The organism is Muricoccus harenae, assembly GCF_009848505.1.
Classification (GTDB): Bacteria; Pseudomonadota; Alphaproteobacteria; order Acetobacterales; family Acetobacteraceae; genus Roseomonas; species Roseomonas harenae.
The window spans coordinates 23,098-45,848 of the sequence record NZ_WWDL01000016.1 but is presented as its reverse complement, the minus strand read 5'-3'; the positions used below and the strand labels follow the sequence as shown (position 1 = coordinate 45,848).

18 protein-coding genes are annotated in these 22,751 nt (G+C 69.1%); 12 read left to right on the top strand and 6 right to left on the bottom strand.

The window, feature by feature from the left end; translation table 11 throughout:
* Positions 1-15: 15 nt before the first annotated feature.
* Complete coding sequence (locus tag GSE44_RS12945; protein ID WP_159349250.1) at positions 16-1,389, bottom strand: esterase-like activity of phytase family protein; 1,374 nt, start codon at positions 1,387-1,389, stop codon at positions 16-18.
* Positions 1,390-1,472: 83 nt separating this feature from the next.
* Positions 1,473-2,192 (bottom strand): GNAT family N-acetyltransferase, encoded by a 720-nt coding sequence (locus tag GSE44_RS12940; RefSeq protein WP_159349249.1) that lies wholly within the window; start codon positions 2,190-2,192, stop codon positions 1,473-1,475.
* Positions 2,193-2,291: 99 nt separating this feature from the next.
* Here GSE44_RS12940 and GSE44_RS12935 point away from each other — a divergent pair, with 99 nt between their 5' ends.
* The 12 genes from GSE44_RS12935 to GSE44_RS12880 all read left to right on the top strand — a co-directional run bounded on the left by GSE44_RS12935 (position 2,292) and on the right by GSE44_RS12880 (position 16,276).
* The gene (locus tag GSE44_RS12935) at positions 2,292-3,095 is read left to right on the top strand and encodes a ferredoxin--NADP reductase (RefSeq protein ID WP_328799076.1); all 804 of its coding nucleotides are present in this window, start codon (positions 2,292-2,294) and stop codon (positions 3,093-3,095) included.
* Positions 3,096-3,191: 96 nt separating this feature from the next.
* A complete protein-coding gene (locus GSE44_RS12930; RefSeq protein WP_159349248.1) occupies positions 3,192-4,328 on the top strand; it encodes a TRAP transporter substrate-binding protein in 1,137 nt (378 codons plus the stop codon).
* Between the two features lie 54 nt (positions 4,329-4,382).
* Complete coding sequence (locus tag GSE44_RS12925; protein ID WP_159349247.1) at positions 4,383-5,054, top strand: TRAP transporter small permease subunit; 672 nt, start codon at positions 4,383-4,385, stop codon at positions 5,052-5,054.
* 34 nt (positions 5,055-5,088) lie between these two features.
* Positions 5,089-6,489 (top strand): TRAP transporter large permease, encoded by a 1,401-nt coding sequence (locus GSE44_RS12920; protein ID WP_159349246.1) that lies wholly within the window; start codon positions 5,089-5,091, stop codon positions 6,487-6,489.
* On the top strand, positions 6,486-7,148 hold the full coding sequence (locus GSE44_RS12915) for a hypothetical protein (RefSeq protein ID WP_159349245.1): 663 nt from the start codon (positions 6,486-6,488) through the stop codon (positions 7,146-7,148). Before GSE44_RS12920 ends, GSE44_RS12915 begins: the two co-directional genes overlap by 4 nt.
* Before the next feature lie 203 nt (positions 7,149-7,351).
* On the top strand, positions 7,352-9,085 hold the full coding sequence (locus GSE44_RS12910) for an MFS transporter (RefSeq protein WP_235924781.1): 1,734 nt from the start codon (positions 7,352-7,354) through the stop codon (positions 9,083-9,085).
* Between the two features lie 123 nt (positions 9,086-9,208).
* Positions 9,209-10,024: an enoyl-CoA hydratase gene (locus GSE44_RS12905; protein WP_159349244.1), complete on the top strand. Its 816-nt coding sequence runs from the start codon at positions 9,209-9,211 to the stop codon at positions 10,022-10,024.
* On the top strand, positions 10,024-11,667 hold the full coding sequence (locus GSE44_RS12900; RefSeq protein ID WP_201306057.1) for an AMP-binding protein: 1,644 nt from the start codon (positions 10,024-10,026) through the stop codon (positions 11,665-11,667). The genes GSE44_RS12905 and GSE44_RS12900 overlap by 1 nt, the downstream gene beginning before the upstream one ends.
* 78 nt (positions 11,668-11,745) lie before the next feature.
* Positions 11,746-12,282 (top strand): GNAT family N-acetyltransferase, encoded by a 537-nt coding sequence (locus GSE44_RS12895; RefSeq protein WP_159349243.1) that lies wholly within the window; start codon positions 11,746-11,748, stop codon positions 12,280-12,282.
* On the top strand, positions 12,279-13,403 hold the full coding sequence (locus GSE44_RS12890) for an MFS transporter (protein WP_159349242.1): 1,125 nt from the start codon (positions 12,279-12,281) through the stop codon (positions 13,401-13,403). Before GSE44_RS12895 ends, GSE44_RS12890 begins: the two co-directional genes overlap by 4 nt.
* 67 nt (positions 13,404-13,470) lie before the next feature.
* Positions 13,471-14,532 (top strand): ROK family protein, encoded by a 1,062-nt coding sequence (locus GSE44_RS12885; protein WP_159349241.1) that lies wholly within the window; start codon positions 13,471-13,473, stop codon positions 14,530-14,532.
* Positions 14,533-14,716: 184 nt separating this feature from the next.
* Complete coding sequence (locus GSE44_RS12880; protein ID WP_408015106.1) at positions 14,717-16,276, top strand: ABC transporter substrate-binding protein; 1,560 nt, start codon at positions 14,717-14,719, stop codon at positions 16,274-16,276.
* Between the two features lie 3 nt (positions 16,277-16,279).
* Here GSE44_RS12880 and GSE44_RS12875 read toward each other — a convergent pair whose 3' ends face one another.
* From GSE44_RS12875 to GSE44_RS12860, 4 genes are all read right to left on the bottom strand, one after another.
* Positions 16,280-16,873, bottom strand: coding sequence for a DUF1643 domain-containing protein (locus tag GSE44_RS12875; RefSeq protein ID WP_159349239.1), 594 nt, complete (start codon positions 16,871-16,873; stop codon positions 16,280-16,282).
* Positions 16,873-18,003, bottom strand: coding sequence for a peptide chain release factor 2 (prfB, locus tag GSE44_RS12870; RefSeq protein WP_159349238.1), 1,131 nt, complete (start codon positions 18,001-18,003; stop codon positions 16,873-16,875). Before prfB ends, GSE44_RS12875 begins: the two co-directional genes overlap by 1 nt.
* 102 nt (positions 18,004-18,105) lie before the next feature.
* A complete protein-coding gene (locus tag GSE44_RS12865) occupies positions 18,106-20,625 on the bottom strand; it encodes a penicillin-binding protein 1A (protein WP_159349237.1) in 2,520 nt (839 codons plus the stop codon).
* Positions 20,626-21,009: 384 nt separating this feature from the next.
* On the bottom strand, positions 21,010-22,140 hold the full coding sequence (locus GSE44_RS12860) for an N-acetylmuramoyl-L-alanine amidase family protein (protein WP_159349236.1): 1,131 nt from the start codon (positions 22,138-22,140) through the stop codon (positions 21,010-21,012).
* Positions 22,141-22,751: the final 611 nt, after the last annotated feature.

Genomic DNA, 22,751 nt, shown 5'->3' with positions numbered 1-22,751 from the left:
CCGGCCGCGGGCTGCTTACCGGGCGCGCAGCAGTTCCGGCACGCGAAGCAGGATCAACTCGTTGTCATCCGCCCGGCTCAGATGGCGCCCGCCGCTGAAGGGAAGATTGTTGTCGTTGCCGACGATGATGTGGTCGGCATCGACCATGGCGACATTCTCGATGGTGAAGAACGGAAAGGAAAAGCGATCCGCCGGGGCGTCCGGGCCCAGATCGCCGCGCTGCCGCGCCACCCCCTCGGGATCGCGGATCGCCATCAGGTCGATATGCCCGATCTTGCGGACGAAGCCCTCCGCATCCGGCGCGCCAAGATCGACCAGATAGACCCGCTTGTGCCGTGCCGGGGCATGGAAGCAGGCCGGCGGGCGCTGGCCCGTGGCACATGCGCGGCTGGGATGGCCCTCGTCGTTGTCGCGCTCGATCACCAGGGCGCGGCGCTCATCGATGAAGTTGAAGTCGCCGATGGCAGTCGCCCCCGGCTCCAGCCGGTAGCGCAGGGACTGGCCGGTCCACTCGCCCTTGGCGGTGGAGAACTCGATCAGCCGGAGGAACTGACCCTCCGCCTTGTCGCTGCCCTCGGCATAGAGCGGCTGCTCCAGCAGGCCCCAGAGGCTCTGCCCGTCCGGCGTCAGCGCCATGCCCTCATAGCCGCCGGAGCGACGGGCGCGGAAGGCCGTGCCGGCGGTGGGGGTGGCGGCCACTTGCAGGTCCGGATGATCGGGGGAGCGGATCACCTGCCCGTCCAGCTTGGTCTCCACGATCCGGCGGACCCGGCCCTCGGCATCCACATGGATCAGGAAGGGGCCGAACTCGTCGCCGAGCCAGAAGCCGTCGCCGACAGGCTGGATGCTCTCGATGTCGAAGTCGCTGCCGGTCAGGTAGCGCGGCTCCGTCCCCTCATGGGCAATGCGGAAGGGCACCTGGCGCCCGGGGTCGGAAAGGAAGATGGTGCGTTCCACCGCCACTTGGCCGGTGCGGAAATCCGGACGGATCCGGTGAAGCATCAGCAGTGCGTCAGGGCTGTTGCGCTTGCTGCCGAAGCCGTTGTCCGTCAGCACCCAGTAGGCGCCAGGATCCCCCGCCAGCGGCTTGATCCCGGAGAAGCCCTGCAGCGCCTGGCCCTGGAAAGGGAAGGACAGGCCGGTCGGGCGCGCATTCGCCCCCGTGCCCGTGGTGCCGGGAAAACGGCCCACCGTATCGGCCCGCAGGTTTCCGTGGCCGGCGAACTTGCCCGCGATGCGGGCATCAGCCGGCGCATCGGCGGGTGGCTGCACAAGCGTGTTGGCGGGAAGGATGGCGTGCCCCTCGAGCACCGCCTCGAAGCGCTGGTCGGCATGGGCGGCACCGGCGAGGGCCAGCAGGGCGGCGGAAGCCAAAAGAAGAGCACGCATGGTTCAAGAACCCCCGACCTTGGTGGCCGGGGGGATACGCGCCGGATGTTGCTGCCGCTTGACGGACCGATGACGAAGCCGCGTCAGCCCGCCAGCCAGGGCAGCGGCGGGGCCGCCACACGGGCCAGAGGGGCCCGGGGCCGCCCCTCGGCATCCCAGTTGGCCGCATCCAGCCAGGTGGAGATGGCGTCGCGGCGCGCCGGCCATTCCTCGGCCAGGATGGAGAACTGGGCCGTGTCCCGTAGCCGGCCCTTTATCACCTTGATGGCACGCAAGGTGCCCTCGTAGCGGAAGCCCAGCCGGGCCGCGGCATTGCGGGAGGGCTGGTTCATCGCATGGCACTTCCAGACCAGCCGGCGGTAGCCGAGCTCATCCATGGCGTGACGCATCAGCAGGAACATGGCCTCCGTCGCCGCCCGGGTCCGCTGCAGGCGGGGGGAGAACCAGATATGGCCGATCTCGATCGCTGAATCGGCGGGAAAGATCTCCATCAGGGTCAGCCAGCCATCGGCGGTGCCGGTGCGGTGCGGCCGGATGGCCCAGGCGATGGGATCGTGCTGGGCCGCGAAGGCCGCAACATGGCGGCGCATGGCCGCCTCATCCCCGAAGGGACCATAGCCCAGATAGGCCCAGTCCGGCTCCGCCCCCGGTGCCTGGGAAGCCTCCCAGAGCTCCGCGGCATGGCGCGTGTGCAGCGGCTCCAGCTCCACACTTCCGCCGCGATGCAAGACCCGGGCGGGCAGAGGGCGCGGGGTGGGGTCGACCTCAGGTCCGAGCGGAGGGCTGGGTAGGGAATCGGGCATGACCGGATGCTGCCGGGGCCGGGGCCACATCTCAAGCACGGCCGGAATGCAACGCCTCCGCATTGCACAACCGGCGCCCCCACCCCATACCGTCCCGCCATGCCGACCGCCGATCCCACCCGCCCTGCGATGTCCGCCTTCCTGACCGAGACGGTGCTGGAGGTCCGCCACTGGACCGACCGGCTCTTCTCCTTCCGCTGCACGCGCGACCCGGGCTTCCGCTTCGCTGCCGGGCAGTTCGCGATGATCGGGCTGATGGTGAACGGCAAGCCGCTGATGCGGGCTTATTCCGTGGCCTCCCCGCCCTGGGAGGACACGCTGGAGTTCCTCTCCATCAAGGTGCAGAACGGCCCCCTCACCTCCCGCCTCCAGAACGTAAAGGATGGCGACACGGTCCTGATCGGGCGGAAGCCGGTGGGCACGCTGCTGCTGGACAATCTGCTGCCAGGCAAGAACCTGTGGTTCCTCTCTACCGGTACCGGCCTCGCCCCCTTCATGTCGCTCATCCGCGAGCCTGAGGCCTACGACCGCTTCGAGAAGATCATCGTCACCCATACGGTGCGCGAGGTGGAGGAGCTGGCCTATCGCGACTACATCACGAATGAGCTCGGCCAGAACGAGTTCCTCGGCGAGATGGTGCGCGACAAGCTCATCTATTATCCGAGCGTCACCCGCGAGGAATTCCAGACCCGCGGCCGCATCACGGAGCTGATGGACACCGGCCGCATCTACGCCGATCTCGGCCTCCCCTCCCTATCCCCCGAGCATGACCGCGTGATGCTCTGCGGCTCTCCGGAGATGCTGGAAGACACGCGCGCGCGGCTCGTGGCGCTCGGCATGAAGGAGGGCAGCCAGCACGAGCCGGGGCACTACGTCGTCGAGAAGGCCTTCGTCGACAAATAGCCTTCCTGTCTACAAAGATATTGCAGCCCCGTTAGAATCTCGGGCAGGCTTGCTTGCGAACACGGCCGTCAGATGCCGCGCCACAAGGGAAGCTTCATGTCCGAGAAAGCAAAGGCAGGCCGCCGGGGCCTTCTACGTGCCGCCGCAGTCGGTGCTACCGGGGCCGCCATCCTCGCCACGCCGAGCGTCAGCCGTGCCCAGACCACCACGCTGCGCTTCCAGTCCACCTGGCCCCAGCGCGACATCTTCCATGAATTCGCCCAGGACTATGTGGAACGGGTGAACCGCATGGCCGGCGGGCGGCTGCGGGTGGAGTTGCTGGCGGCCGGGGCCGTGGTCGGGGCCTTCCAGGTGCTGGATGCGGTGCATGCGGGCACACTCGATGGCGGGCACGGGGTCGCGGCCTATTGGTTCGGCAAGAACAAGGCCTTCTCCCTGTTCGGCACGACGCCACCTTGGTTCGGCGATGCCAACCAGCTTCTCGGCTGGTTCTACCATGGCGGCGGCGAAGCCATGTACAAGGAGCTGCTGAACGACATCCTCAAGGTGAATGCGGTCGGCTTCCTCTCCGGTCCCATGCCTACCCAGCCCTTCGGCTGGTTCAAGCAGCCGATCGAGCGGGCGGAGCAGATCCGCGGCCTGAAATACCGCACCGTGGGCCTGGCCGCCGACTTGCTGGCCGAGATGGGCGCCGCCGTCGTGTCACTGCCGGGCGGGGAGATCGTGCCGGCGCTGGAGCGCGGGGTGATCGACGGGGCGGAGTTCAACAACCCCTCCTCCGACCGCATCCTCGGCTTCCCCGACGTTGCCAAGACCTACATGATCCAAAGCTACCACCAGCGCGTGGAAAGCTTCGAGATCCTGTTCAACAAGCAGAAATACGAAGGGCTGCCACCGGAGTTGCAGGCGATCCTTCGCTACGGGGCGGAGGCTGCCTCGGCCGACATGTCCTGGAAGCTGCAGGACCGCTACTCCAAGGACCTGCTGGAGATGACCCAGCGCCAGGGCGTGCAGGCGCGGCCCCTGCCGCGGCCGGTGCTGGATGCGCAGCTCGCCGCCTGGAACAAGGTGATCGAGCGGCTGGAGGGCGACAACTCGAACCCGCACAACGGACCCTTCTTTAAGAAGATCTGCGACAGCCAGCGGGAATGGTGCCGCCGCGTGGGCAATTTCTTCCTGCGCTACGAGGCCAGCCAGGTGGTCTCCTACAACCACTTCTTCGCGGGCCGCTGACGACCTCCAGCGGGGCACGGCCCCGCCGGCCTTCCCTCGGAACCAAGGAGCGTCATGCAGCGAGTCCTGCTGGGGATCGACCGTCTTTCCACCCTGATCGGCCAGGTCTTCGCCTGGTGTATCGTGGCGCTCACCGCTGTCGTCACCTATGAGGTCGTCGCCCGCTACGCCTTCCGCGCGCCGACGACCTGGGGCTACGACGTCAGCTATATGCTCTACGGCACGCTGTTCATGATGGCGGGCGCCTATGCGCTGTCGCGCAACGGTCATGTGCGTGGCGATTTCCTCTACCGCATGATGCCGCCGCGCTGGCAGGCCCGGCTCGATGCCCTGCTCTACGTTCTGTTCTTCTTTCCGGCGATCTTCGCCTTCATGATCTATGGCTGGCACTTCTTCGAGGAAAGCTACCGCCAGAACGAGCGGTCCATGTTCTCTCCGACCGGCCCCGTGATCTGGCCCTTCAAGCTCCTCATCCCGGTGGTCGGCGTCCTATTGCTGCTGCAGGGGCTGGTGGAGCTGGTGCGCTGCATCCGCTGCATCCAATCCGGGGAATGGCCGCAGCGCCTGTCGGATGTGGAGGAGTTGGACCAGATCATCCTGGCCCAGGCCGAGGTGCGCGGCGCTGAGGCGCTGGCCGCCGACCTGGCGCGCGGCGCCGGGATCACCGCCCCGCCTCCCGAGGCGGTCTCGCGCGAACGCGCCGGCGATCAGCAGGACGGCCGGTGACACAACCCGAACCAGCGCGAGACAACGCCCGCAGATGAGTGATCCCGCTCTCGGCCTGACGATGCTCGGGCTGTTCCTGTTCTTCATCCTGCTGGGCTTTCCCATTGCCTTCACGCTGATGGCGATGGGGTTGTTTTTCGGCTATCTCGGGATGGGAGACCGGGTCTTCGACCTGCTGGTGCAACGCACCTATGCGGTGATGGCGAATGACGTGCTCATCTCCGTCCCGCTCTTCGTCTTCATGGGCTATGTGATCGAGCGGGCGAACATCCTCGACCGGTTGTTCCGATCTTTGCAGATGGCATCGGGCAACATTCCCGGCAGCCTCGCTGTCGCCACCCTTGCCACCTGCGCGCTCTTCGCCACCGCCACCGGCATCGTCGGCGCGGTGGTGACGCTGATGGGGCTGTTGGCTTTTCCGGCCATGCTGAAGGCTGGATACGACGTGCGGCTGGCGGCGGGCGTCACCTGCGCGGGCGGGTGCCTCGGCATCCTGATTCCACCCTCGATCATGCTGATCCTCTATGGCGCGACCGCGGGCGTATCGGTGGTGCAGCTCTATGCCGCTGCCTTTATCCCGGGTGTGACGCTGGCGGGCTGCTACGTCCTCTATGTCATCATCCTGGCAATGCTGAAGCCGCAGGTGGCGCCGCCTCTTCCACCCGAGGAACGCAACATTCCCCTTGGCCGGGTGATCTGGGCGCTCGTCACCTCCTTCGTGCCGCTGGCGCTATTGATTGCCTCGGTGCTCGGCGCCATCCTGTTTGGGCTGGCGACGCCCAGCGAGGCGGCGGCGATGGGCAGCCTCGGCTCCGTCATCCTCGCCATCGTCTACCGCGCCTTCACCTTGGCGAAGCTACGGGAGAGCGTCTATCTCACCGCCCGCACCTCAGCGATGGTGTGCTGGCTCTTCGTCGGCTCCTACATATTCTCCTCGGTCTTCGGCTATCTCGGCGGGCAGTCGGTAGTCGAGGAGTTCGTGAAGTCGCTGCCGCTGAACAGCTTCACCTTCATGATCCTGGCGCAGGCGATCATCTTCGTCCTCGGCTGGCCACTGGAATGGACGGAGATCATCGTGATCTTCGTGCCGATCTTCCTGCCGCTGCTGGATGACTTCGGCGTCAGCCCCCTCTTCTTCGGGGTGATGATCGCCATGAACCTGCAGACCTCCTTCCTTTCCCCGCCCGTGGCGATGGCCACCTTCTACCTGAAGGGCGTGGCGCCGAAGCATGTGCGGCTGGAGGATATCTTCGCCGGCGTCATGCCATTCATCTACATCGTCGTGATGACGATGGTGCTGATGTACTTCGTGCCGGAAATGGTCACCTGGCTGCCGGACACGCTCTATGGCGGCAATATCGCGGGCGATCCGGCCGCTGCCATCGAAGCGCCGCCCAGCGGCGGCTTCACCGAGGAGGAGGTGATTCGCGAATGACCCGCCGGACACGAGCGGACCGCACCGCCGGCTGGATCGCGGAGGCGATCGCCACCGGCCACCCGCTCGCCACCCTGCCGCCGGAGCTTGCGCCGCGGGACCGGGCGGAGGGCGAGCGCGTGGCCTTCCTCGTGCTGGACGCCCTCGGCATCGCGCCTTGCGGGCTGCGCATTGCGGGCGATGTCGCCGGACCGATGATCGAGGGGCGGTTGCTGCCGGAGGGCGCCACCGCCGCCCCGCTGCGCCATCCGGTCGTCACGGCCGCGCTGGTCGGCGTGCTGCGCGAACCACTCGATCCAGATGGCGAGGAGCCGCCCGCCCTGTCCGCGCTGCATCCCGCCCTGGATATTGCCGATCGCCGCTTCACGGATGCCCCGGCAGGTGTCGCGCAGCGTTCGGCGGATCTCGGCGGGCTTGGCTTCGTCGTCGCCGGCGCACCCGGCGATCCGACGGCGGAGCCGATCGCGATTGGCCCTGCCAGCATCACCCTACACGACGCGCTCGCCCCGGCCGCGGCCGCCGCGCGGCGCATGGGCGGCTTGCCCGCGGGGGCGCTGCTGGTCGCGGCGGGCCTGTCCAAGCCGCTCGCTGTGGATGCGGAGGGGCGCGTCGCGCTGGGCTTCGGCTCGTTGGGAATGGTCACCGCGCAGCTCGCCTGATCGGGACCGTGGCTCTCACGCCACCGTGTGTCGAAAGATTGCGATTCCTCAAGGGTTATCGCTGGCGACACCTCTCAGCCCTGTTCTAGCGTCGCGTCGACGGGTCTGCGCGACGACCTGTTCCCACGCGGCGGTTCCGGCGCGCGAGGCCAACGGAAAGCCGGGCAGGTCGCGCCCCGGGGGGATGCAGGACCAAGCAAGGGATGAGCACCGCCTATTCAACCGCCGTGGCGGCCGACAGGAACCGCCCGATGTCCAAGGAGGAGAGGAAGGTCATCCTCGGCTCCTCGCTGGGCACCGTGTTCGAATGGTATGACTTCTATCTCTACGGCAGCCTCGCGGCGCTGATCGGCACGCACTTCTTCAGCCAGTATCCCGAGGGCACGCGCAACATCTTCGCGCTGCTGACCTTCGCGGCCGGCTTCCTGGTGCGCCCCTTCGGCGCCATCTTCTTCGGCCGCATCGGCGACCTGGTGGGGCGGAAATACACCTTCCTCGTCACCATCGTCATCATGGGCGCCTCCACCTTCCTCGTTGGCCTGCTGCCGGGCTCGGAAAGCATCGGCATCCTCGCGCCGATCCTGCTGATCGTGCTGCGCTGCCTCCAGGGGCTGGCGCTGGGCGGCGAGTATGGCGGTGCCGCGACCTATGTGGCGGAGCACGCCCCGAACGGGCGCCGCGGCTTCTACACCTCCTTCATCCAGATCACCGCGACGGCGGGCCTGTTCCTGTCGCTGCTCGTGATCCTCGGCACCCGCACCATGCTCGGCGAGGCCGATTTCGCCGCCTGGGGCTGGCGCATTCCCTTCCTGATCTCGATCGTGCTGCTCGGCATCTCCGTCTGGATCCGCTCCACGCTGAACGAAAGCCCCGCCTTCAAGAAAATGAAGGAAGAGGGTACCGGCTCGAAGGCTCCGCTGTCGGAGGCTTTCGGCAAGTGGCGCAACGCGAAATGGGCGATCCTGGCCCTGCTAGGCCTGACCATGGGCCAGGCAGTGGTCTGGTATACGGGGCAGTTCTACGCGCTGTTCTTCCTCGGCTCGATCCTGAAGGTGGACGGTCCGACGACGAATCTGCTGATCGCCTGGGCCCTGCTACTCGGCTCCGGCTTCTTCGTCTTCTTCGGCTGGCTGTCGGACAAGATCGGCCGCAAACCGATCATCCTGGGCGGCTGCCTGCTGGCCGCGCTGACCTACTTCCCGCTGTTCAAACTGCTGACGGCGGAGGCTAACCCGGCGCTGCACCAGGCGCACCAGACCATCCCGGTGCAAGTGGTGACCGATCCGTCGCTCTGCTCCTTCCAGTTCAATCCGGTCGGCACCGCGCAATTCATCACGGCCTGCGACGTCGCCAAGTCTGCGCTGGCCCGTGCCGGCGCCATCTACAACACCGAGGAGGGCCCCTCCGGCACCGCAGCGGTGCGCGTGGGCAGCACCACCATCCAGGCACCGAACCTCCGGACCATGGAACCGGCCCAGCGGACGTCTGAGACGGCCCGCTTCAACCGGGAACTGACTGCGGCGCTGACGGCGGCGGGCTATCCGCTGGCCTCCAACCCGACCGTGGTGAAGATGTCCGGTCCCTTCGACATTTTCCGCGAGCAGACCGCCGTAATCATCGGCATCCTCACCCTGCTCGTGATCTACGTCACCATGGTCTACGGTCCGATCGCGGCGGCGCTGGTGGAGTTGTTTCCCACGCGCATTCGCTACACCGCGATGTCGCTGCCCTACCACATCGGGAATGGCTGGTTCGGCGGGCTGCTGCCGGCCACCTCGCTCGCGATGGTGGCCCAGACGGGCGACATCTACTACGGCCTCTGGTATCCGATCGTCATCGCACTGGCGACGGTGGTGATCGGCGCGATCTTCATCCCCGAGACGAAGAACCGTGACATCTTCGCCACCGAGGAATCGGGACGCGACGCCCGCGCCTGACGGGCGGCACGTCACCAGGGAAGGGCGCCGGGAGGGATCCCGGCGCCCTTTCCATTTCGGCGCCCCTTGCATGGGGCCCATGGCAAACCCCAAGCTGCACACAAGGAAAAGCGGGAGGAAGACATGCCGGATGGCACCGCGGGAGCCGTCGCACCCATCCTGGTCCTCGAGGACCGGGACGCCACCGCCTTCCTCACCCTCAATCGCCCATCCGCGCGGAACGGGCTTTCCGTCGCGCTGCTCGATGCGCTCCGGGCAGCGCTGCTCGGCGTTGCGGAGGACCCCGCCATCCGCTGCGTGGTGATCCAGGCGGAAGGACCGGTATTCTGTGCCGGCCATGACCTGAAAGAGATCACCGCCCATTTCGCCGATCCGGATGGCGGCCGCGCCTTCTTCGCCGATGCCATGGCGCGCTGCGCGGCGGTGATGCAGGCCATCCCCGCCCTGCCCCAGCCGGTGATCGCCGCCGTGCAGGGAATGGCCACCGCCGCCGGCTGTCAGCTCGCCGCAGCCTGCGACCTGGTGGTAGCGTCCGAAGAGGCACGCTTCGCGACCCCAGGCGTGGATATCGGCCTGTTCTGCTCCACCCCCGCCGTGTCGCTCTCGCGCGCCGTGCCGCGCAAGGCAGCCATGGAGATGCTGCTGACGGGTGAGCCGATCGATGCTGCGGAGGCACGGCGCATCGGATTGGTGAACCGCGTCGTCCCGGCCGCCTCCCTGCGGGCTGAGGCGGCGGCGCTGGCGGTGCGCATCGCGGGGCGCTCGGCGCTGGCCGTGCAGCTCGGCAAGCGCAGCTTCCACCGCCAGGCCGGCCTGCCTCTTGCCGAGGCCTATGAGGTGGCGACCGCCGCCATGGTCGAGAACCTGCTGGCGGAGGACGCGGCGGAGGGGATCGGCGCCTTCGTCGCGAAGCGCAGGCCCGAGTGGAGGCATCGCTGATGGACCTCAACCCGACGCCCATCACGGCGAAGCAGGCCTATGACGCCCTGCCCCGCGACCCCGCGAACCACCGCGCCCTGACGCCGCTGCTCTTCGTAGAGCGTGCGGCGGCGGTCTTCCCTGAGCGCATCGCGGTGATCCATGGCGCGCAGCGCTTCACCTGGCGCCAGCACCGCGACCGCTGTGTGCGGCTCGCCTCCGCCCTCGCTGCGCGCGGCATCGGGCGCGGTGACACGGTGGCGGCGCTGCTGCCCAACATCCCCGCCATGATCGAGTGCCACAACGGCGTGCCGATGGCCGGCGCGGTGCTGAACACGATCAACATCCGCCTGGATGCCGACACGATCGCCTATATCCTGGATCATGGCGAGGCGCGCGCGATCATCGTGGACCGCGAATTCGTGCCCCTGCTGGAACGTGCGCTGCAGGGCAAGGCGGCGAAGCCGCTGGTGATCGAAGTGGACGACCCAGAGGCGCCCTTCCCCCACACCATGGGCGGCATCGACTACGACTCCTTCCTCGCCGCCGGCGATCCCGCCTTCCCTTGGCAGCCGCCGGCGGATGAATGGGATGCCATCGCGCTGAACTACACCTCCGGCACCACCGGCCGGCCGAAGGGCGTGGTCTACCACCACCGCGGCGCCTATCTCGGGGCCATTGGGGATGTCCTGGCCTGCGGCATCGGCCCGGCGCCCGTCTACCTGTGGACGCTGCCGATGTTCCATTGCAACGGCTGGTGCTTCCCCTGGGCAGTGGCCGCTGTCTCCGGCACCCATGTCTGCCTCCGCGCCGTGCGCGGGCCGGCGATGTGGGACCTGATCACGGCGCATGGCGTGACGCATATGTGCGGCGCGCCGATCGTGCTGCAGATGCTGGTGAACGATCCCGCGCGCGTCGCGGGCACGGGGCTGGTCTTCGGCACTGCCGGCGCCGCGCCGCCGGAGGCTGTGCTCGCCGCCGCCGATGCGGCCGGCGTCACGGTGCGCCACATCTATGGGCTGACGGAATGCTACGGCCCCTCGGTCGTGAACGAGTGGCACCCGGAGGACAATGCGCGGCCCGCGCCGGAACGGGCTGCCCTGATGGCACGCCAGGGGGTGCGCTACGTCACCCTTGAGGAATTCGACGTGCTGGATGCGAACGACACCCCCGTGCCCGCCGACGGCGCGACGATGGGCGAGGTGGTGATGCGCGGCAACACGGTGATGAAGGGTTATCTGAAGGATCCCGCCGCGACGGAGAAGGCCTTCGCCCGCGGCTGGTTTCGCACCGGCGACCTCGGCGTGAAGCACCCGGACGGCTATGTGCAGCTGAAGGACCGCGCCAAGGACATCATCATTTCCGGCGGGGAAAACATCTCCTCCATCGAGGTGGAGGACGCACTCTACAAGCACCCGGCGGTCGCCATCGCCGCCGTGGTCGCGGCGCCTGACGAGCGATGGGGCGAGGTGCCCTGGGCCTTCGTCGAGCTGAAGCCCGGCGCCGAGGCCAGCGAGGCCGAGCTGATCGCCCATAGCCGGGCGCACCTCGCCTCCTTCAAGGTGCCCAAGCGCGTGGTCTTCCAGGAGGTGCCCAAGACCTCCACCGGCAAGCTGCAGAAGGTGCCGCTGCGCCAGGCGGTGCGGGAAGGAATGGCGGGATAGCGGCCAAAGGGTAGCGGCCAGACAAGTCGCCGACCTGATCGTCTTGCGGCGCGGCACGGCCGGTCGCATGACGCTTTCATGACAGCGCCCATCATCCGCGACAGCCGCCCCGAAGACGTCCCCGCCATAACCCGCATCTACGCCCATTGGGTGGAGAACGGCCGCGCCTCCTTCGAACTTTCGTCACCGGACGAGACCGAGATGGCGGCCCGGCGGGAGGCGGTCCTGGCCGGCGGCTATCCGCACCTCGTCGCGACCGACGAGGCCGGCACCGTGCTCGGCTATGCCTATGCCTCCGCCTACCGCCCCCGGCCGGCCTATCGGCATACGGTGGAGAACTCGGTCTATGTCGCGCCCGGCGGCCTCCGCGGCGGCATTGGCCGCGTTCTGCTGGAGGCACTGATCGCCCGCTGCGAGGCGGCCGACTTCCGCCTGATGGTCGCGGTGATCGGCGATTCGGCGAATGCCCCTTCGATCCGCCTGCACGAGGCCCTCGGCTTCCGCCATGCCGGGGTCATCCCCTCCATCGGCTACAAGCACGAGCAGTGGCTGGACACGGTGCTGATGACCCGTGCGCTGGGCCCTGGCGACACGACGCCCCCCACCCGCCCGTGACCGTCCTGGAGGCCGCTGAAGCAGACCGCGCGACACGGAACTCCGCCTTCACCCTTGCCTGCACCCTGCCGGGCGACACGGTGCTCTACCTGCTGCTGCCGCTCTATGCCGGCACCTTCGGCGTGACCCTGCCCGAGGCGGGCATCCTGCTGGCGGCCAACCGGCTGATACGGATCGCGGGCTATGGCTGGGTGGCGCGGCTCTACGGGGAACGCGGCCCGCGCACGGCCTGCATGCTGGCGGCCGCCGCGGCGGCACTGGCCACCTTCGGCTATGCGGTGCTGTCGGGCCTCTGGGCCCTGCTGCTGGCGCGGCTTCTCTGGGGCTTGGCCTTCGCGGCGATGAACATCGCGGTTCAGGCCCTCCCCACGGCGCTTTCGGAGGGTGCGGCGCGGCGCAGCGGATGGTCGCGCTCCATTGTGGCAGCGGGGCCGATGTTCGGGCTCCTGGGTGGCGCAGTGCTGGCCGAATGGGCAGGGCCGCGCGCCGTCTTCGTCGTGCTCGGCCTCGTCTCCCTCCCTGCAATCCTCTTCGCCTCCCGCCTGCCCGATCAGCCCGAGGGCCATGCCAAGGGCGGGCCGCGCTTCGCCCTGCCGGGCAGCTTCGACATCTGGGCCTTCGTCTTCGGCCTCACCATGGATGGGCTCTTCGTCATCGGCCTCTCGGTGCTGGCCGCCGCCGCCCTGCCGGAAGGCGCGACCCTGGCTGCCGGGGCCGCGCTGGCGCTGCGCTACGCGGCGGAGATCTTCCTCTCCCCGGCTGGCGGTTGGCTGGCCGGGCGGGTCGGGGCGCGGCGGGCGCTGGTCGGGCTGTCCCTTGCCACCGCCGCGGGGCTGCTCCTGCTTGGCGCGGGCGGCGTGCTGCTCTGGGCCGGAGCGCTGGCGACGGTGCTGCTGCGCGCCGTGATCCAGCCCCTGCCCGGCCCCTTGGTCGCGGCCGAGAACCCCGGCTCCGCCCGCGTGCCCGCCCTGGCACGGCAGGCCACCTGGCGCGATATCGGCGCCGGCGCCGGCCCGCTGCTGGCGGGCGTCCTGCTGCCGGTCGCCCCGGCAATGCTGATCTATGGGGGGGCCGCGGCTCTGCTGGCGGCGGCAAGCCTCGGTATCCGCCGGCCGCGCTGACAGCTTTTCCAACCCTGGGGGCGATGGCGACGTTCATGCCCCGACACCAGGGGATCCAGATCACACCATGCCTGACCACGCCCCCGCGCCACCCGTCGCCAGCCACGGCGCGCCGCAGCTCACCAGCGTCGTGCTCGATGCCTATAATGCCGAGTTGCGGGACAAGGAGGGCTTTATCGGAGACCGGGCCAGCAAGCGCGCCTTCCGTGCGATCCTGGACGAGTGGCGCGAGCGGCTGCGCAAGCTGGGCGACGAGGACCCATTGGGCGACTGCCCGAGCGAGGATGTCTCCAAGCGCCGGCTCGAGAAGCTGATGCAACACGAAAATCCGGAGGTCGCCGCCCTCGTCCATGGCGTGGTGGAGGAATTCGCCCAGGAGCTGGCGCGGGTCACCCGCCGCTTCCTGAAGCTGAAGGGCTGGAAGGACACGCAGCGCATCGTCGTCGGTGGCGGGATGAGCGGAAGCCGGATCGGGCATCTGGCGATCGGCCGCGCCTCCCTGCTGCTGAAGGCGGATGGCCAGGGGGTGGAACTGGTTCCCATCACCCATGAGCCGGATGAGGCCGCGCTGATCGGCGCCGCCCATCTGGCGCCGAGCTGGATCTTCTCGGGCCATGACAGCCTGCTGGCCGTGGACATTGGCGGCACCAACATCCGTGCCGGGCTGGTGGAGCTGAACCTGAAGAAGGCGCGCGACCTGTCGGAGGCGAAGGTGGTCGGGCTCGAGGTCTGGCGCCACCATGACGACGAGCCCAGCCGCGAGGAGGCTGTAGAGCGGATCGCCACCATGCTGCGCGGCATGGTCGCCCTGGCGGAATCGAAGAAGCGGGCCCTGGCGCCCTTCATCGGCATCGGCTGTCCCGGAATCATCGAGGCTGACGGCTCGATCGACCGCGGCGGCCAGAACCTGCCAGGAAACTGGGAGAGCAGCCGCTTCAACCTACCCCGCGCCATCGCCGAGGCCATCCCCGAGATCGGCGGCCATCCCACCACCGTGCTGATGCACAACGACGCCGTGCTGCAGGGGCTGAGCGAGATCCCCAACATGCAGGACGTGGAGCGCTGGGGCGTGCTGACCATCGGGACCGGACTGGGGAATGCCCGCTTCACCAACCGTCGGCAGGACTGACACCCCCGCCGAGAATTGCCTCAACAGCAGGGCATGAAGATCTCGTCTCCCGCGCCTGACCGGGTGACGCGCCGTTCTGCAGGATGCAATCTGCGCCTGGCAACACCAGCGCATGATGGGCGCCGGAATGGAGATGACCTTGACCGATCGCAGAACGCTACTGAGGACGGCCACCGCCACCGCGATGATGGCCGGCCTGGGCCGGATGCCTGCGCCGGCCCTCGCGCAAGGCGCGGCGGCACGCACCCTGCGCTTCGTGCCGCAGGGCAACCTCGCAAGCATGGACCCGATCTGGGGCACCTCGGTGCTGTCCCGGAATGCGGGGCTGATGATCTACGACACGCTGTTCGGCATGAGCAGCGACTTCCAGACCAAGCCGCAGATGGCCGGGGCGCATGAGGTGTCCGCCGACGGGCTGACCCATACGATCACCCTGCGCCCGGGCCTGCGCTTCCACGATGGCGAGCCGGTTCGCGCCCGCGACTGCATCGCCTCCATCCGCCGCTGGTCGAAGCGCGACGTCCTCGGGCAGCGCCTCGACGCCCTGCTGGAGGAGATGACTGCCGCCTCGGATGAACGTTTCAGCATCCGCCTCAAGCGGCCCTGGAACGGCCTGACCTGGGCGTTGGGCAAGGCGGGCGCCAATATCTGCGCGATTATGCCGGAGCGCGTGGCGCAGACGGACCCCTTCACCCAGGTCACCGATTTCACGGGCAGCGGCCCCTTCCGCTTCCTCCGGGACGAGTGGGTGGCCGGCAGCCTGGCCGTCTTCGAGCGCAATGCCGCCTACCAGCCACGGCAGGAGGCCCCGGACCTGCTCGCCGGCGGCAAGCAGGTGCATTTCGACCGGGTCGAATGGCGCGTCATGCCGGATGCCGCCACGGCGGCGGCGGCCCTGCAGAACAACGAGGCCGACTGGTGGGAGACGCCGCTGCCGGACCTGCTGCCCATCCTGCGGCGCAACCGGCAGATCGTGGTGGAGGCGATCAACACCGCCGGCAGCTTCGGCGTGCTGCGCTTCAACCATCTGCACGCGCCCTTCGACAATCCCGCCATCCGCCGGGCCCTTTTCCCGGCAGTGGACCAGGAAGCCTTCGTGCAGGCGGCGGTGGGCACCGATCCCGAACTCTACCGCATCCCTGCGGGCGCCTTCACCCCGGGCACGCCGCTGGCGAATGACGCGGGGCTGGAGATCCTGACCGGGCCGCGCGATGTCGAGAAGGCGAAGCGCCTGCTCCGGGAGGCCGGCTACAAGAACGAGCGGGTGGTGCTGCTCTCGGCTACCGATCTTCCGAACCTGCAGGGCATGACGGAGGTCGCCGCGGACCTGATGCGCCGGGTCGGCTTCAACGTCGATCTCATCTCGATGGACTGGGGCACGCAGATCCAGCGCCGCACCAATCGCGGCCCGGTGGAGCAGGGCGGCTTCAGCGCCTTCTGCACCACCTGGGAGGGGCTGGACACCTCCGTTCCCGGCAGCCACCAGCCGCTTCGCGGCAACGGCGCCAATGCTTGGTCCGGCTGGCCCACCAGCCCCCGGCGCGAGGCCCTGCGCGACGAGTGGTTCGACGCGAAGGATATCGAGACCGAGAAGCGAATCGCGGAGGAGCTGCAGCGCACGGTGTGGGAGGAGGCGCCCTTCATCCCGCTCGGCCTGCAGCGCCCGCAGCAGGCCTATCGTCGCAGCATCACCGGCGTGCTCAAGGGCGGGCCGACGCTGTTCTGGAACGTTCGGCGGGCCTGACCCCTAGCGGGCGCCGGCCGGAGCCTCCCAGGGCTTCGGCTCGGTATCGCCCGCGATATAGAGCGGATGGCCGGGCTGGCCATCCGCCGTGACCTTCAGCGCCAGGGGCTTCGCGCCCGCGCGGGCCAGGATCGCGGCCAATTCCGACGCACGGCCGCGCAGCTTCTTCGGCGGCAGGCCCCAGGCGACAACCACGCGATCCGCCCGCGCCGCCCAGTCGGCGATGGCGGCGTCATTGCCCGGTCCCACCGGGTCCTCGCATTCCAGCAGCATGGTGGGCTTGGTCGCGCGCAGGGCGAAGGCGTTCAGCACTACCATGGCGCCGAAGCCCCAGCGGCGGGTGAAGTCTCGGGCTCGGCGGACGGTGGGGTCATCCACCGTCTCATCGGCCGTGCTGGGATTCATCATGATCCAGGCGCAGACGCCCGGGCTGCCGAAGGGAAGTCCGTCCCAGCGGCGCTCCAGCACGGTGCGGTAGCGGCCATCCGCCGAGAACTCCGCGCGGCTGACCACCTCGCCGCCGACCTTCAGCCGCACCTTGCCGCCGGGGTCGTGCAGGTCCTGCGGGCGGGGGGCCGCGGGGATCAGGTCGCCCATCAACGGGCGTTCGCGCTGGCCTCGGAGCGCGTTGCGCCGACGCGGCTGGCGAGGGCGGCGGCCATGAAGTCGTCCAGGTCGCCATCCAGCACGGCGGCCGGATTGCCCTTCTCCACCCCGGTGCGGAGATCCTTCACCATCTGGTAGGGTTGCAGCACATAGGACCGGATCTGGTGACCCCAGCCGATGTCGGTCTTGCCGGCCTCGGTGGCGGCGCTGAGCGCCTCGCGCTTCTGCAGCTCCAGCTCGTACAAGCGGGCGCGCAGCATGTTCATCGCGATGACGCGGTTCTTGTGCTGGCTGCGGTCCTGGGTGGAGGCGGCAACGATGCCCGTCGGGATATGGGTGAAGCGCACGCCGGATTCGGTCTTGTTCACGTGCTGCCCACCGGCGCCGGAGGCGCGGAAGGTGTCGGTGCGCAGGTCGGCCGGGTTGATCTCCACCTCAATCTTGTCGTCGATCACCGGATAAACATAGACGGAGGCGAAGCTCGTCTGCCGCTTGTCATTGCCGCCGAAGGGCGAGATGCGGACCAGCCGGTGCACGCCCATCTCGGTCTTCAGCCAGCCATAGGCGCTGGGGCCGGAAACCTGGATGGTGGCGGACTTGATGCCTGCCTCGTCGCCGTCGCTCTGCTCGGTGAGCGTGACCTTGTAGCCATGCGCCTCGGCCCAGCGCGTGTACATGCGGAGCATCATCTCCGCCCAGTCCTGGGCATCCGTGCCACCGGCGCCGGCATTCACCTCGACATAGGCGTCATTGCTGTCGGCCTCGCCGGACAGCAGGCTCTCGATCTCGCGGCGCTTCGCCTCGGCGGCCAAGCGATGGAGATCGGCGACGGCGGCATCGGCGGTCGCTGCATCGCCCTCCGCCTCGGCCAGCTCCACCAACTCCAGCGCGTCCTGCACGTCCTGCTCCATGCGCCGGACGCCCTCGATCTGGTCAGCCAGACGGGTGCGTTCGCGCATCATCTTCTGCGCGGCCGCCGCGTCGTTCCAGAGGGACGGGTCCTCGGCGCGGGCGTTCAGCTCATGGAGCCGCACCACGGCGGCATCCCAATTCAGGTGGCGGCGCAACAGGGCGACGCTGTCGGCGATCTGGGCCTTCAGGCTCTCGGCATCGGCACGCATGGTTCGGCGGGTCCAGTCGGATCGCGGAAGCGCCGATCCGATCTCCTTGTAAGTGAACGGGTCCTCCGCCCCGGGGACAGCCCGGTGCGGAGGGAGGGCGGTTTAGTAGAGCCCACCCAGGCTGCTGTCCACGGCCGAGGCCGTAGCGCCGGCCGAGCCTCTGCCCCCGCCGGACGCCTCATTGCCACCCATGGGCGGGCGGGCCGCATTCTCGGTGCCGGGCCGGAAGGGCTCGAGGATGGACTGGCCGTTGCCGAGCGAGACACGAACCAGCGCGACGCCAGGCGGGGCGCGGAAGGGCACCGGCGGGCTGTCCTTCAGCGCCGCGGCCACCACCTCGTTGAAGATCGGGGCCGCATTGCCGCCGCCGGTCTCGCCTTCGCCCAGGCTATGCGGCTCGTCGAAGCCGACCCAAACGGCGACCACGATGTCCGGTGTGAAGCCAACGAACCAGTTGTCGAAATAGTCGTTCGTTGTGCCTGTCTTGCCGGCCACGGGGCGGTTCAGCCCCTTGGCCGCGCTTACGCCCGTGCCGCGCGTCGTCACGCCCTGGAGCAGCGAGACCATCTGATAGGCCGCGATCGGGTCCACCACCTGCTGCCGCGCATCCACCAGCTGCGGCGGCCCGGAAGAGAGATCGGCGTCGCAGCCCTGGCAAGGCCGTGCCTCCGAGCGCCAGACCACATGGCCGAAGCGGTCCTGCACGCTGTCGATCAGCGTCGGCTCCACGCCCTTGCCGCCATTGACGAAGGCGGCGTAGCCGGCGGCCATCTTCATCACCGTCGTCTCGCCGGCGCCGAGCGACATGGAGAGCACGCGCGGCATGTTCGGGATCACGCCGAAGCGGCGGGCAGTCTCGGCCACCTTGTCGATGCCGACCTCCTGCGCCAGCCGCACCGTCACCTGGTTCAGTGACTTCTCGAGGGCCGTGCGCATTGTCACCCAGCCATTCGAGTTGCGGCTGTAATTGCCCGGGCGCCAGAGGCCCTGCGGCGTCATCAGCTCGAAAGGCGCGTCCAGCAGCTGCTGGTTGGGCGGAATGCCCTGCTCCAGCGCCGTGACATAGACGAAGGGCTTGAAGGAGGAGCCGGGCTGCCGCATCGCCTGGGTAGCGCGGTTGAACCAGGACTTCTCGAAGTTGAAGCCCCCCGACATGGCCAGCACGCGGCCCGTGGAGGGATCGAGCGCGACGACCGCGCCCTCGACCGTCGGGATCTGGCGCAGCGCCAGCCGCTCGGCACGGGCGGGGGCACGGCCCTGGGAGGCTGGGGCCGCCGACAGGGTCTCCACCATCACCACGTCGCCAGGGTTCACCACGTCCTGCATGCGGCGGGGCGGGGCGCCCATGCGTCCATCCCGTACCGGGCGGGCCCAGCCGGACACGTCCTCGAAGGCCAGGCGGCCCTCGCGCGGCTGTGCCGGGTCACGTGGGCCGGGGCGCTCTGCCCAGCCGAGGCGGGCTTCACGGTTGTTCACCTCAAGCACCACGGCCAGGCGCCATTCCGGCAGCATGCCCGGCACGCGCTGCACGCCTTCCAGTGCCGGCATCCATTCGGCGGCGGCGGCCGAGACCGTCGTCACAGGCCCGCGCCAGCCGCCGCGCCGGCGGTCATAGGCCATCAGATGCTCGCGCAGCGCCTTTTCGGTCGCCATCTGCAGGGCCGGGTCCATCGAGGTGCGGACCACGAGGCCACCCATGGTGGTCTGCTCCGGGCCGAAGCGGGCATTCAGCTCGCGCCGCACCTCCTCGGTGAAGTACTGGCCATTGGCGACCATGTCCGGCCGCGCCCGGCCGCGATACTGGATCGGCTCCTGCTTGGCGGCGTCCGCCTCCTCTCGCGTGATGGCGCGGTCCTCGGCCATGCGGTCCAACACCCAGTCGCGGCGGGCCTTGGCGGCCTCGGGGTAGCGGGCGGGGTTGTAGTTGTTCGGAGCCTTGGGCAGGGCGCCCAGGAAGGCGGTCTCCCCGATGGTCAGCTCGTCCAGGCCCTTGTTGAAGTAGTTCATGGCCGCGGCGGCGACGCCATAGGCCTGGGCGCCGAGAAAGATCTCGTTCAGGTAGATCTCGAGGATGCGCTCCTTGCTCATGGCGGATTCAAGCCGCTGCGCCAGGATCGCCTCCCGCACCTTGCGCATCATCGTGCGGTCATTGCCCACCAGCATGTTCTTCGCGACCTGCTGGGTGATGGTGGAGGCGCCGATGGAGCGGCGGCCGGTGCCCATGGCCTCCAGATTCGTGAAGGCGGCACGGGCGATGGCGAAGGGATCGACGCCGCCATGGGTCCAGAAATTCTGGTCCTCGGCCGAGACGAAGGCCTGCTGCAGGCGCTTGGGGATGGCGGCGATCGGCACGAAGACGCGGCGCTCCAGCGCCATCTCGGCCATCAGCCGACTGTCGGCGGCATAGATGCGCGACATCTGGGGCGGCTGGTAGTCGGCCAGCCAGGCATGGTCCGGCAGGTCTGCCGTGGCCGTGCGCCACAGGCCGTAGCCCGCGATGCCGCCGACCACCACGCCGACCATGCCGACGCCGAAGACGAAGCCGATGGTCCGCCGCAGCCAGATGGCGCGCCGCGGGCGCGGCTTGCCCGGCCCGCGTGGCGGGGTGAGCGGAATGTCCATCGCCTCCGCGGACCCCGCGGGGGCGGACCCGTCACGGGGGCGACGTTCGCCAACCAGGGGCCGTTCGGCGCGGAGATCTTTCGAAGCCATCCTGTTCCTCATGAAGAGCCGTCCCCGGGGGGCCGGACCAGCTCGACGTCCTTGGCAACTGGCGTAGGCCGGGGCTGGATGACAGCCCTGCAGCCGACGATGCCGACCTAATTTTTCGTGCCTAATTTCTTCTGGGCAGCGGTTCCATAGCACGGAAGCGCGGCGGATGGCCCGCGCCGGACCGGCACTCCACTTCCGCGCCGGGGGCGGGACCGTAACCCCGCCCCAGGATCCCTGGTTTCGCAGGCGTTTCGCGGCGCAACACACCCGTTCCGTGCTGTGGCCCGGGCGCCATCATCCGATGGAGGTCACTCCCAGGCCCGGCCGTTCCAGGTAATCCTCCACCGCCCCGGCCAAGGCGGCCGCGACCACGGCCCGGTGCTCCGGCCGCTTCAGCTGCGCCTCGTCCTGCCGGCTGGAGAGAAAGCCGATCTCCACCAACATCGAGGGGATATCGGGCGCCTTGAGCACGGCGAAGGCCGCCTGGCGGTGCGTATTGGGCAAGAGCGGAACGCGGGGCCGCAGGGCGCCGACCGTCATGTTCGCCAGCCTGACGGAACCCTGCCGGGTCTCCTGCCGCACGAGGCTGAGAAGGATGCGCTGCACATCGGGGGAAACGGGCGGCAGGTTGAGCCCGCCCCTGGCATCCGCCGCGTTCTCCCGCCGGGCCAGGGCCGCCGAAAGAGCGTCGGACGCCGTCTCCGACAGGGTGTAGACGCTGGCCCCTCGCGCGCCGGGCGCCGAATCCGCATGGATCGAGACGAAAAGCGCGCCCTTGTTGCGGCGTGCGAAATCCACCCGCCGCTCCAGCGCGACGAAGACATCGCGGGTGCGGGTCATCACCACCCGGCAGCGCCCGCCTGCCTCCAGGCGCCGCTTCATCTGCTGGGCAGCGGCCAGGACGATCCGCTTCTCCTGCGTGCCGGTGGCGCCGATGGCGCCAGGATCCTTCCCGCCATGGCCGGGGTCCAGCACCACCACCGGGCGCGGCGCGGCCTGGCCCTGGGCGATAGGGCGGTTCGGGCCGGCCATCCGAGCGAAGGCGGCGGCAGGGCCGGGCCGGATGGAAAGCACGAGCGCGCCCCCCTCCCGCGCCACGGAGGGCTCGGCCACCGGACCGGCGAGGTCGATCACCAGCTGGCTGACGCGCGTGTCCCAGCGCAAGCTCACGACCGGGCCGGTGCCGCGCAGCAGCGTCGGCCCTTCCCAATCATGACGCGGCAGGCGCAGCACCAGCCGGGCCGGACGCGCCACGGCATTCAGGCGCCACTGGCGCCCGGCTGCGCCCGGCAGCACCAGCCGCACACCATTCCCCACAGCACTCAGGCGGGCTTCGGCGGCGGCTGGCTGCGGCGCCGCCAGCATGGCCATGGCCGCGGCCAGGAAGGCCCGGCGCGGCAGGCTCGGCGTTGAAGTCGATCGCATTCCCCTCACGTCCCCCCTCAAGGTCGTCAGGCATCCCCTTGTCCCACATCATAGCATCCCGAAAGCGGTTGAAGCGTGACGGAGGGAAACAGGCCTGTTTCCGGGCTATCCGGATCGCTTCGGTGGCGGGTGTGGCCTCGGGCACACAGCACGCCACTCCAATGCCTTGCCCCTGGGCCACCCCCTGCGTATGGTGCATCGCCCCGGCGGCACGCCGCCGGTGGAGGGTTCCCGGGCGCGGCCGAATCAGATCGGCCGCCGGTCCAGCCAGATTGGACACCCGACCCGCATCGTCCCGGAAGGGGCCGCCGCCACGCCGATATCCGGCCGGGCGCGCCGGCCCGATACCCAAGGGACGGCAGGGGTAGCAGCCTTCCCCGGCGCGCGCCACGCGGCGCGACAGGGCCAGGACCGTCTCCAGGGAATCGTACCCCCGGGGACCGGAACGGACCGTAACGCGCCAGTCGCCGGCCTGCCGCGCGCGCCTATCGGGCGCTGCGCCTAGGGGTCTGCGCACGGCACGCCGAAACCATCGGGGCTCAGCCCCAGGGCATCCAGATGCCCTTCACGGGAGAAAGGTACGGATGACGGCGATGCATTGCCCCGCCCCG

Coding starts and splice junctions, on each gene's coding strand:
- GSE44_RS12945 (WP_159349250.1), bottom strand. CDS start 1,389: ATGCGTGCTCTTCTTTTGGCTTCCGCCGCCCTGCTGGCCCTCGCCGGT.
- GSE44_RS12940 (WP_159349249.1), bottom strand. CDS start 2,192: ATGCCCGATTCCCTACCCAGCCCTCCGCTCGGACCTGAGGTCGACCCC.
- GSE44_RS12935 (WP_328799076.1), top strand. CDS start 2,292: ATGCCGACCGCCGATCCCACCCGCCCTGCGATGTCCGCCTTCCTGACC.
- GSE44_RS12930 (WP_159349248.1), top strand. CDS start 3,192: ATGTCCGAGAAAGCAAAGGCAGGCCGCCGGGGCCTTCTACGTGCCGCC.
- GSE44_RS12925 (WP_159349247.1), top strand. CDS start 4,383: ATGCAGCGAGTCCTGCTGGGGATCGACCGTCTTTCCACCCTGATCGGC.
- GSE44_RS12920 (WP_159349246.1), top strand. CDS start 5,089: ATGAGTGATCCCGCTCTCGGCCTGACGATGCTCGGGCTGTTCCTGTTC.
- GSE44_RS12915 (WP_159349245.1), top strand. CDS start 6,486: ATGACCCGCCGGACACGAGCGGACCGCACCGCCGGCTGGATCGCGGAG.
- GSE44_RS12910 (WP_235924781.1), top strand. CDS start 7,352: ATGAGCACCGCCTATTCAACCGCCGTGGCGGCCGACAGGAACCGCCCG.
- GSE44_RS12905 (WP_159349244.1), top strand. CDS start 9,209: ATGCCGGATGGCACCGCGGGAGCCGTCGCACCCATCCTGGTCCTCGAG.
- GSE44_RS12900 (WP_201306057.1), top strand. CDS start 10,024: ATGGACCTCAACCCGACGCCCATCACGGCGAAGCAGGCCTATGACGCC.
- GSE44_RS12895 (WP_159349243.1), top strand. CDS start 11,746: ATGACAGCGCCCATCATCCGCGACAGCCGCCCCGAAGACGTCCCCGCC.
- GSE44_RS12885 (WP_159349241.1), top strand. CDS start 13,471: ATGCCTGACCACGCCCCCGCGCCACCCGTCGCCAGCCACGGCGCGCCG.
- GSE44_RS12880 (WP_408015106.1), top strand. CDS start 14,717: ATGATGGCCGGCCTGGGCCGGATGCCTGCGCCGGCCCTCGCGCAAGGC.
- GSE44_RS12875 (WP_159349239.1), bottom strand. CDS start 16,873: ATGGGCGACCTGATCCCCGCGGCCCCCCGCCCGCAGGACCTGCACGAC.
- prfB (WP_159349238.1), bottom strand. CDS start 18,003: ATGCGTGCCGATGCCGAGAGCCTGAAGGCCCAGATCGCCGACAGCGTC.
- GSE44_RS12865 (WP_159349237.1), bottom strand. CDS start 20,625: ATGGACATTCCGCTCACCCCGCCACGCGGGCCGGGCAAGCCGCGCCCG.
- GSE44_RS12860 (WP_159349236.1), bottom strand. CDS start 22,140: ATGCGATCGACTTCAACGCCGAGCCTGCCGCGCCGGGCCTTCCTGGCC.